This window comes from Curtobacterium sp. B18 (assembly GCF_000333375.1).
In the GTDB taxonomy this organism is placed as follows: Bacteria; Actinomycetota; Actinomycetes; order Actinomycetales; family Microbacteriaceae; genus Curtobacterium.
Genome location: NZ_BACZ01000124.1, coordinates 1 through 9,047 on the forward strand (window position 1 = coordinate 1; position 9,047 = coordinate 9,047).

Annotated in this window: 7 protein-coding genes and 2 pseudogenes; 5 read left to right on the forward strand and 4 right to left on the reverse strand. The window is 69.4% G+C overall.

What is annotated here, in order from left to right; genetic code table 11:
- The 3 genes and pseudogenes from I5E_RS21100 to I5E_RS03405 form a co-directional block, all read right to left on the reverse strand.
- Positions 1-237 (reverse strand): annotated as a pseudogene (locus tag I5E_RS21100) (sugar ABC transporter substrate-binding protein); the annotation flags it as partial.
- 100 nt (positions 238-337) lie between these two features.
- The gene (locus I5E_RS03400) at positions 338-1,327 is read right to left on the reverse strand and encodes a carbohydrate ABC transporter permease (protein ID WP_022905754.1); all 990 of its coding nucleotides are present in this window, start codon (positions 1,325-1,327) and stop codon (positions 338-340) included.
- The gene (locus tag I5E_RS03405; RefSeq protein WP_022905755.1) at positions 1,324-2,259 is read right to left on the reverse strand and encodes a carbohydrate ABC transporter permease; all 936 of its coding nucleotides are present in this window, start codon (positions 2,257-2,259) and stop codon (positions 1,324-1,326) included. The genes I5E_RS03400 and I5E_RS03405 overlap by 4 nt, the downstream gene beginning before the upstream one ends.
- A gap of 186 nt (positions 2,260-2,445) precedes the next feature.
- Here I5E_RS03405 and I5E_RS03410 point away from each other — a divergent pair, with 186 nt between their 5' ends.
- Together I5E_RS03410 and I5E_RS03415 are read left to right on the forward strand one after the other, a co-directional pair.
- Positions 2,446-3,432 (forward strand): LacI family DNA-binding transcriptional regulator, encoded by a 987-nt coding sequence (locus tag I5E_RS03410; RefSeq protein ID WP_148286843.1) that lies wholly within the window; start codon positions 2,446-2,448, stop codon positions 3,430-3,432.
- A gap of 163 nt (positions 3,433-3,595) precedes the next feature.
- On the forward strand, positions 3,596-3,889 hold the full coding sequence (locus I5E_RS03415) for a hypothetical protein (RefSeq protein ID WP_022905757.1): 294 nt from the start codon (positions 3,596-3,598) through the stop codon (positions 3,887-3,889).
- Positions 3,890-4,430: 541 nt separating this feature from the next.
- Here the strand turns inward: I5E_RS03415 and arfA are convergent.
- Positions 4,431-5,936 carry an arabinosylfuranosidase ArfA gene (gene arfA / locus I5E_RS03420; RefSeq protein ID WP_022905758.1) on the reverse strand — a complete coding sequence of 502 codons (1,506 nt, stop codon included), beginning with the start codon at positions 5,934-5,936 and terminating at the stop codon, positions 4,431-4,433.
- Positions 5,937-6,162: 226 nt separating this feature from the next.
- Here arfA and I5E_RS03425 point away from each other — a divergent pair, with 226 nt between their 5' ends.
- From I5E_RS03425 to I5E_RS03435, 3 genes and pseudogenes are all read left to right on the forward strand, one after another.
- Positions 6,163-7,530, forward strand: a complete 1,368-nt coding sequence (locus tag I5E_RS03425) for an extracellular solute-binding protein (RefSeq protein WP_022905759.1) — start codon at positions 6,163-6,165, stop codon at positions 7,528-7,530.
- 45 nt (positions 7,531-7,575) lie between these two features.
- A complete protein-coding gene (locus I5E_RS03430) occupies positions 7,576-8,541 on the forward strand; it encodes a carbohydrate ABC transporter permease (protein ID WP_022905760.1) in 966 nt (321 codons plus the stop codon).
- A gap of 1 nt (position 8,542) precedes the next feature.
- Positions 8,543-9,047: pseudogene (locus I5E_RS03435) on the forward strand (carbohydrate ABC transporter permease); the annotation flags it as partial.

Consider the following 9,047-nt stretch of genomic DNA (forward strand, 5'->3'; position numbering starts at 1 on the left):
GGGCGTTGACGAGCTGACCTTTCCCCTGGGGTAGGCCTTCTCGAACGCGGCCACCTGGTCCTTGGCGGACGGGGTCCAGGACCAGTAGGTCAGCGTGCCGCCGTCCTTGAGGGCCTTCGAGATGTCGTCGGACGAACCGCCGGACGAGGAGCCGCCGGAGGCGCAGGCGGCGAGGGCGACGGCTGCGGTGACGCCGATGGCGACGGCGCTGAGGCCGCGCCGGAGACGCTTGTTCATGGAGGTGCCTTTCACTTCTTCGTGGAGAGGGGGTGGAGCTGCTGTGTGCCGGGCCGGCAGGCGCGTGGCGGGGTCGCCCCGCGCCTCCCGGCCTGACGGGTCAGGCCTTGACGGACCCGGCCGCGAGGCCGGACTGCCAGAAGCGCTGGAGGAAGAGGAACGCGACCACGATCGGGATGATCGTGAGGAGCGATCCGGTGACGACGAGGTTGTAGATCGGCTCGGCACCGGACCCGGTGGCCTGCGCGTTCCACTGGTTCAGGCCGACGGTCAGGGGGTACCACTTCGGGTCGCTCAGCATGATGAGCGGCAGGAAGTAGTTGTTCCAGGTGGCGACGACCGCGAAGAGCAGGACCGTGACGACACCGGGAGCGAGCAGACGGAGCGCGATCGTGAAGAAGATGCGGAACTCGCCGGCGCCGTCCATGCGGGCGGCCTCGAGGAGTTCGGCGGGGATGGCGTCGACCGCGTAGGTCCAGATGAGGTACATGCCGAACGGGCTGATCAGCGAGGGCAGGATGATCGCCCACGGGGTGTTCGTCAGGCCGAACTGCGAGAAGAGCAGGAACGTCGGGACGGCGAGGGCGGTGCCGGGGACGGCGATCGCGCCGAGGACCACGGCGAACACCGCGCGGCGGCCGGGGAACTGGAACTTCGCCATGCCGTAGCCGGCGATCGTGGCGAGGAGCGTCGCACCGCCGGCGCCGACGACCACGTAGAGCAGCGTGTTGCCGAGCCACTGGACGAAGATGCCGTCGTTGTACGTGAGCGTGTCGACGATGTTCTGCCAGAGGTTGAACTTCCCGCCGAACCACAGACCGAAGGTCGACAGGAGCGAGGCCTGCGTCTTCGTGCTGTTCACGAGCAGGTAGAACAGCGGCGCGAACGAGTAGACGACGAAGACGATCATCACGGCGGTGAGGAGGCCGGAGCGCTTCGGCCTGCGGCCGTCGACGTGCTGCTCGGCCTTCCGCTCGGCACGCCGGGAGGCGCGGGTCGACCGGGTGCGCGGGTCGCGGAGCGTCGTGGTCGCCTCGGTGACGGTGGCCGGGCCGGTCGCGCCGGTCGCCGGGTGCTGCAGGGTGCTCATCGGTTCTCCTCGCGGGTGCCGCGGACCTGGACGACGTAGGCGATCACCGCGGTGATCACGCCCATGACGATCGCGACGGTGGCGGAGTAGTTGAACTGCTGGCCGCTGAAGGACAGCGAGTAGGCGTACATGTTCGGGGTGAAGGCGCTGCCGATGACGTTCGGGGCGAGCGTCTTCAGCAGGTTCGGCTCGTTGAAGAGCTGGAAGCTGCCGATGATCGAGAAGATCGTGGCGATCACCATCGGGCCACGCAGGGCCGGGAGCTTGATCGAGAACACGGTGCGCATCGGGCCCGCGCCGTCGAGCTCGGCGGCTTCGTACAGCTCACCGGGCACGGTGCGGAGCGCGGCGTAGAAGATCAGCATGTTGTAGCCGAGGAACTCCCACGTGACCACGTTGCCGATCGACGTGAGGACCCAGTCCGGGCTGAACGGCTGCAGCAGGTCGATGCCCATCGCGTGGTTCGCCGTGCCGGTGAGGCCGAACTGGTTGCCGTAGATGAAGCCCCAGATGAGCGCTGCGACGACACCGGGGACCGCGTAGGGCAGGAACACCGCGATGCGGAAGAACGACGTCCCCCAGAGCCGGGCGCTGTCGAGCGCGAGGGCGGCGACGAGGGCCAGGCCGAGCATGATCGGGACCTGCACGACGAGGAACACCGCGACGCGGCCGAGGCCCGACCAGAACTTGGCGTCCTGGAAGAGCTGCACGTAGTTGGCGAACCAGACGAACTGGTTGCCGCCGATGAGCTGGTCGCGGAACAGACTGAGCCACAGCGCGTACCCGATCGGCACGATGAGCATCGCGACGAGCACGAGGACGAAGGGGCCGACGAAGAGCCATCCCGTGTAGCGGCCGCGCGGCCTGGCGCGGCGCCGCGGTGGCACGGCCGGCGCGGTGGCTCCGGCTGCGCGCGCTTCCAGCGTGCTCATGTGACTCCCTTGTCGTGCGGTGTTCCGGTCCGTCGATGTTGACGTCAACATCGAACGCCGCGACGATAGCATGGCAACGTCAACATGCGCTACCGTCTGGGGACTGCAGGGCAGATCGCCCGGAACCGGAGGGGCATCGTGACGACCGAACTGGCGGCTGCGGCCGCCGCACGTCGCTCCCCGTCGATGGCCGCCGTGGCCGAAGCCGCCGGGGTCTCGATGCAGACCGTCTCCCGGGTCGCCCGCGGGTTCGACAACGTCTCCCCCGACACCCGCGACCGTGTCCGGCGTGCGATGGACGACCTCGGTTACCGGCCGAACCGCGCCGCCCGGGCACTGCGCTCCGGGCGCTTCCGCACGATCGGCGTGATCATGTTCACGCTCGCGTCGTTCGGCAACATGCGCACCCTCGAGGCGATCGCCGACGCAGCGGGTGCCGCCGACTTCACCATCACGCTGCTGCCGATGGCCTCACGCACCGAGGAAGGCGTCCGCTCGGCCTTCTCGCGACTGCACGAGCAGGCCGTCGACGGCGTGGTGATCATCATCGAGTCGCACATCATCGACACGGCCGAGGTCGTCCTGCCCGACGGCGTCCCGATGGTCGTGGTCGACTCCACCGGCACCACGCAGCACCCCGCGATCGACACCGACCAGGCCGACGGCGCCCGCCGGGCCACGCAGCACCTGCTCGACCTCGGCCACGAGACCGTCTGGCACGTCGCCGGGCCCGAGTCGTCCTACTCGGCCGCCCGACGGCTCGCCGCCTGGCAGGCCACGCTCGAGGCCGCCGGGCGGCCCGTCCCGCCGGTGTTCCGCGGCGGCTGGGGTTCCGAGTCCGGGTACCGCGCCGGGCAGGAGATCGCCCGGCGCCCGGAGATCACCGCGGTGTTCGCCGCGAACGACCAGACCGCGCTCGGGGTCCTCCGGGCGGCGCACGAGGCCGGGCGACCCGTGCCCGGGACCCTCAGCGTGGTGGGCTTCGACGACTCCCCCGAGTCCGACTCGTTCTGGCCGCCGCTCACCACCGTGCACCAGTCCTTCGACGAGGTCGGTCGTCGTGCGGTCACGAACCTGCTGTCCCAGATCGACGGGCAGCCCGTCCGGAACGAGGCCGATCTCGTCCCGGTGCGCCTGGTCGTCCGCTCGAGCACGGCGCCGCCGCCCGTCTGACGCCGGGCAGGGTGTGGCTGCACGTCACACGGTCAGCGAGCGGGGCGTACCGTGCACACGAAGCCGGCTTGCTGTCCCGGCCCCGGGTGTGCGCCACTTCCGTGTGTCCGGAGGACGAGCCACCGCTGCGGTCCTCATCTCCCCACCTCGGCGCGTTCGGATCATGAAGAACATCGTGTACGGCCTGAGCGCCGTCCTGACCTCGGACGAGGCAGCGGACGCCGTCCTGGACTACGCCGCAGCGCTCGCGCACGCCGGACTCGCGGACACCGTGGCGGTCCCGACCGTCGACGCCTTCGGGAGCACCACGACGACGTCCTTCCTGCTCGCCCCGGCGCTCGGACTGCTGGTCGAGGACGCCCCGGACGATCCACTCGGCCCCGACACGGCCGCCTTCGTCGAGGAGATCACCTGGCGGGCCCGGGCCGTGCGCTGCACCCCGCCGCCGCCCGCCTGAGGCGTCGCGCTGCTGCGCCGCCGCGCCGGCCGCGCCGTCGCGGGCACCTCACGCGCCCACCGACACATCACGCGCCCGCCACCCCGTGAACTGTCGCCCACGCCGTGAACACGCGACCGCGCGGCGGACAGGAGGCGCGGCACCAGCCCGCCCCGCGCCTCCCGGCCCCGCGCCTCCCGATCTCCCGGCCTCCCGGCCTCCCGACCGCCGCAACGCGCCTCACGCGCCCAGCGACAGCTCACGCGCCCGCCACCCCGTGAACTGTCGCCCACGCCGTGAACACGCGACCGCGCGGCGGACGGGAGGCGCGGCACCAGCCCGCCCCGCGCCTCCCGGCCGCAGCCAAGCGGCCTCCCGACCACCGCAACGTGCCTCACGCGCTCACCGACACCTCACGCGCCCGCCACCGCGTGAACTGTCGCGCACCCCGTGAACTGGCATCGCACCCGGCCCCGCGCACGGCAGAGGGCGCCGGCACCGCGAAGCGGCCCGACGCCCTCTGTGCTCACTCGACGCCCGCCGCAGCGTGCGCCGAGGCGCTTCAGCCGATCGACACGGCGGTCCAGGAGACCGGCGGCAGTTCGATCGTGATGGTGTCACCCTCACGGCGGACGGTGTCGTTCGTGCGCAGTCCGACGCGCTCGGTGTTCGCCAGGTCGTTCACCGCGTGCAGGTCGTCGTCCCAGACGCCCTCGGCGCGGACGTCACCCTCGACGGACAGGCCGGCGAGGTCGATCGTCACCGAGGTCGACTCGGACGGGTGCCGGTTGACCAGGAAGACCGCGGCCTTGCCGTCCTCGCCGACGGTGGCGGCCGAGTCGACGACCGGGACCTCGCCGTACTTGCCGCCGTCGACCGTGTCGCCAGAGGACTTGACCTGCAGCGACGTGCCGTTGGCCAGGCGCGAGGTCAGCGAGAACGGGAAGAACGTCGTCTGGCGCCAGGCCGGGCCGCCGGGCTCGGTCATGATCGGGCCGATGACGTTGACCAGCTGCGCGAGCGACGCCGAGGCAACGCGGTCCGCGTGGCGGAGCAGCGAGATGAGCAGGCCGCCGACGACGACGGCGTCCGCGACGGTGTAGACGTCCTCGAGCAGGCGAGGGGCGACCGGCCAGTCCTGCAGCTCGAAGGTCTTCTGCTGCTCGTTCCACTTCGAGATGGACCAGACGTTCCACTCGTCGAACGAGATGTCGATCCGCTTGTCGGACTTCTTCTGCGCCTGCACGTGGTCGGCCGCGGTCGTGACCGTCTTGATGAAGTGGTCCATGTTGACGCCGGAGGCGAGGAACGAGGCGAGGTCGTCGCCCTCCTCGTAGTAGGCGTGCGCGGAGATGTAGTCGACGTCGTCGTAGGTGTGCTCGAGGACGGTGCGCTCCCACTCGCCGAACGTCGGCATCGAAGCTCCGGAGGAACCGCAGGCCACGAGCTCGAGGTCCGGCTGGATCTGCCGCATGGCCTTGGCGGTCATCGCGGCGAGCTTGCCGTAGTCCTCGGCGTTCTTGTGGCCGAGCTGCCACGGGCCGTCCATCTCGTTGCCGAGGCACCACATCGAGATCGCGAAGGGCTCCTGACGGCCGTTCGACTTCCGGTACTCGCTGAGCGCGGTACCGGCGTCGATGTTCGCGTACTCGAGGAGCTCGATGGCCTCCTGCGTGCCGCGGGTGCCGAGGTTGACGGCGAGCATGAGCTCCGAGCCGACCTGGTCGAGCCAGTGCTGGAACTCGTGCAGGCCGACCTCGTTCGTCTCGGTCGAGTGCCAGGCGAGGTCGAGACGACGGGGACGCTGCTCGACCGGGCCGACGCCGTCCTCCCACTTGTAGCCGGAGACGAAGTTGCCACCGGGGTAGCGGATCGCGGACACACCGAGTTCCTTGACGAGCTCGACGACGTCCTTGCGGAAGCCGTGCTCGTCAGCGGTCTCGTGCGCCGGCTCGTGGATGCCGTCGTAGACGTGGCGTCCGAGGTGCTCGACGAACCCGCCGAACAGGCGACGTCGCACCGGCCCCACGGTGAACGCGGCATCGAGGACGAGGTGTGTGCGGGGCATGGATCTCCTTCGATCGTGGGGCTGCCTGCGCTCGACGAAAGTGAGCGCTCACGTTCCCGAAACGCTAGCGGCTTTCCGCGCGACACGAAAGGGGGCGCCCGCGAACATCACGGATCGGCCGCCAGCCGCACCGAAAGGGTGGCGGCACGCCGGGACGCGCGCTAACGTGAGCGCTCACGGAGCACCGACCCTGCTCCGACTCGGCCCGTCCCGATGGAGTGATGCCATGCCGAACCGTATCCCCGTACCCACCTCGCACCCACGAGGCGGTGCCTTCACGCGGAGGAGCCTCCTCGCCGCAGGTGCAGCCGCCGCCACGGTGCTGCCGCTCGCGGCCTGCTCCAGCCCCCTCGCCGCCGGCATCGCCGGAGCCCCGCTCAACCCGGAGACCCTGGTCTTCTGGAACCTCTTCGGCGGCGGTGACGGCGTCCGCATGCAGGACATGGAGGCCGGCTACGCCAAGCAGCACGGCGGCTCGTCGTCCCTGCAGGCGACCACCTTCGCGTGGGGCAACCCGTACTACTCGAAGGTCACACTGGCCACCGTCGGGAACAAGCCGCCGGACGTCGCCATCGCCCACCTCACCCGTGCGAAGCCGCTCTGGGACGGTGACCTGCTCGACCCGATCACGAGCGACGACCTGGCGAGCGTCGGCCTGAGCGCCAGCGACTTCAACCAGAAGGCCTGGACGGCGCAGAAGACCGACGGGAAGAACATCTGCATCCCGCTCGACACCCACCCGTTCGTCCTCTTCTACAACGTTGACATCTGCCAGAAGGCGGGCCTGATCGACGGCGACGGCAAGCTCAAGGACCTCACCGGGATCGACGCCTTCGAGAGCGCGCTGGCCGCGGTCGCGAAGGTCACCGGCGGCACGGCCCTCAACGTCGCCAACGTCAGCGAGGTCGCGACCCCGTGGCGCTTCTTCTGGACCATGTACAACCAGATCGAGGGGGCGACGCCGTTCATCAGCGACGGCGGCTCGAAGCTGACCGTGAACGAGGACGCCTACACGAAGGTCACCGACATGACCCAGAAGTGGGTCAAGAACGGCTGGCTGAACAAGGGCCTCGACTACGCCACGGCGCAGACGCTGATGTTCACCGGCAAGGCCGGCTTCTTCATGCAGGGCGAGTGGGAGATCAGCACGGCGCAGTCGATCAAGGGGTTGAAGTTCGGCATGGCGCCGATCCCGCAGCTCTTCGACAAGCCGGCGACGCAGGCCGACTCGCACACGTTCATCCTGCCCCGCAAGGACCGGACGCCGGAGCAGCGGAAGGCCCACATGCTCTTCATCAAGCAGATGCTCGAGCAGAGCCTCACCTGGGCCCAGGGCGGACACGTCCCGGCGTACCTGCCGACGTACGACAGCACCGCGTACAAGAAGCTCACGCCGCAGTCGAACTACGCCTCGGCCGCCGAGAGCGCGGTGTTCGACGACCCGGCCTGGTACGGCGGCTCCGGATCGACGTTCGAGAACACCGTCGGCGCCCAGCTCGCCCTCGTCCAGCAGGGCAGCAGCTCCCCCGCGCAGGCCATGTCGGCGATCAAGGACCAACTCGCGACCTACCTCAACACCCCGAGCCCGCTGTGACCGGGCACGTCCCCACCGTGAACACCGCGCGAAAGGCACGATGACGTGACTGCAGCACCAGTCCTCACCCGTCCCACGGAGGCGACCACCGCTCCTCGACGAACCGGCACCTACCGGACCAGCCTCACGCGCGGCCAGGGCCGCAGCGGGTGGCTCTTCCTCGCACCGTTCGGCCTGTTCTACCTGGCCTTCCTGCTCGGCCCCACGATCTGGATGATCGTCTCGAGCTTCTTCAACACCTCGACCGTCCGCACCGGGCTCGGCAGCTTCGCCGGGTTCGCCAACTACGCCGAGATGCTCGGCCGCGCCGACTTCTGGTCGTCGCTCTGGCACACGCTGCAGTTCACGCTGTACACGACGCCGCCGCTCGTCATCCTGGCGTTCCTGTTCGCCGTGCTGACGAACCGGATGAACCGCGGCCAGTGGTTCTTCCGCCTGGCGTTCTTCCTGCCGTTCATCCTGCCGTCGGCGACGATCTCGCTCATCTGGGTGTTCATCTTCACCCCGGCGACGGGTCTGTTCGCGTCCGTCCAGCAGGCGATCGGCATCACGCCGGGCGCCGGTGTGCTGGCGAGCCCGAACACCGCGATGATCGGCGTCGCGATCGCCACCGTCTGGTGGACGCTCGGGTTCAACTTCGTCCTCTACCTCGCCGGGCTCCAGGAGATCCCGCGCGAACTGTACGAAGCCGCCGCGGTCGACGGGGCGTCGAGCTGGCAGCAGATCAAGTCGATCACGCTGCCGCTGCTCGGTCGCACCACGACGCTGGTGATCCTGCTGCAGATCATCGCCAGCCTGAAGATCTTCGACCAGGTGTACCTGATGACGAACGGCGGACCGGGCATCTCCACCCAGGTCTCGCTGCAGCTCATCACGGGCGTCGGCTTCACCGACAACCGACTCGGTGCCGCCTCGGCCGCATCGGTGCTCCTGTTCATCGTGATCGTCGCGATCGCAGTCATCCGGCAGCTCGTCGAGCGCGCTGCCGCCAAGCGAGAGATCGGGGCCTGACATGACCGCCACCGAGAGCATCACCACCGACCGCCCCCGCTTCCGCTCCGGCGTCTCCGCTGCGGCACCCGCGAACGCCGCGAAGATCGGCGTCTCGGGCAAGGGGTTCAACATCACGGCCGCGATCATCCTCACGGTGTTCGCGATCATCTGGCTCATCCCGAGCCTGTTCGCCCTGAAGACGTCGCTGTCCGACAACGGCGTCGCGGCCCTCGGCGCGAACGCCATCCTGTCCAACTGGAACCCGACGCTGCACTCCTACGCGGCGCTGTTCCAGGCCGGCGACATCTGGAACTGGTACCTCGCGAGCGGCATCACGAGCGTGGTCACCGCGCTCCTGACGGTGCTGTTCGCGTCGATGGCCGCGTTCGCGCTGTCGCGACTCGTGTTCCGCGGGCGGAACATCGCGTTCCTGCTCATCATCCTCGGGATCATGATCCCCACGCAGGTGCTGATCATCCCGATCTTCCAGGAGCTCAACTCCGTCGGCCTGCTGAACACCTACT

Bases quoted from the DNA above. Each gene is read 5' to 3' on its own strand.
- arfA (WP_022905758.1), bottom strand. From the start codon at position 5,936: ATGCCCCGCACACACCTCGTCCTCGATGCCGCGTTCACCGTGGGGCCG.
- I5E_RS03410 (WP_148286843.1), top strand. From the start codon at position 2,446: ATGGCCGCCGTGGCCGAAGCCGCCGGGGTCTCGATGCAGACCGTCTCC.
- I5E_RS03400 (WP_022905754.1), bottom strand. From the start codon at position 1,327: ATGAGCACCCTGCAGCACCCGGCGACCGGCGCGACCGGCCCGGCCACC.
- I5E_RS03405 (WP_022905755.1), bottom strand. From the start codon at position 2,259: ATGAGCACGCTGGAAGCGCGCGCAGCCGGAGCCACCGCGCCGGCCGTG.
- I5E_RS03415 (WP_022905757.1), top strand. From the start codon at position 3,596: ATGAAGAACATCGTGTACGGCCTGAGCGCCGTCCTGACCTCGGACGAG.
- I5E_RS03425 (WP_022905759.1), top strand. From the start codon at position 6,163: ATGCCGAACCGTATCCCCGTACCCACCTCGCACCCACGAGGCGGTGCC.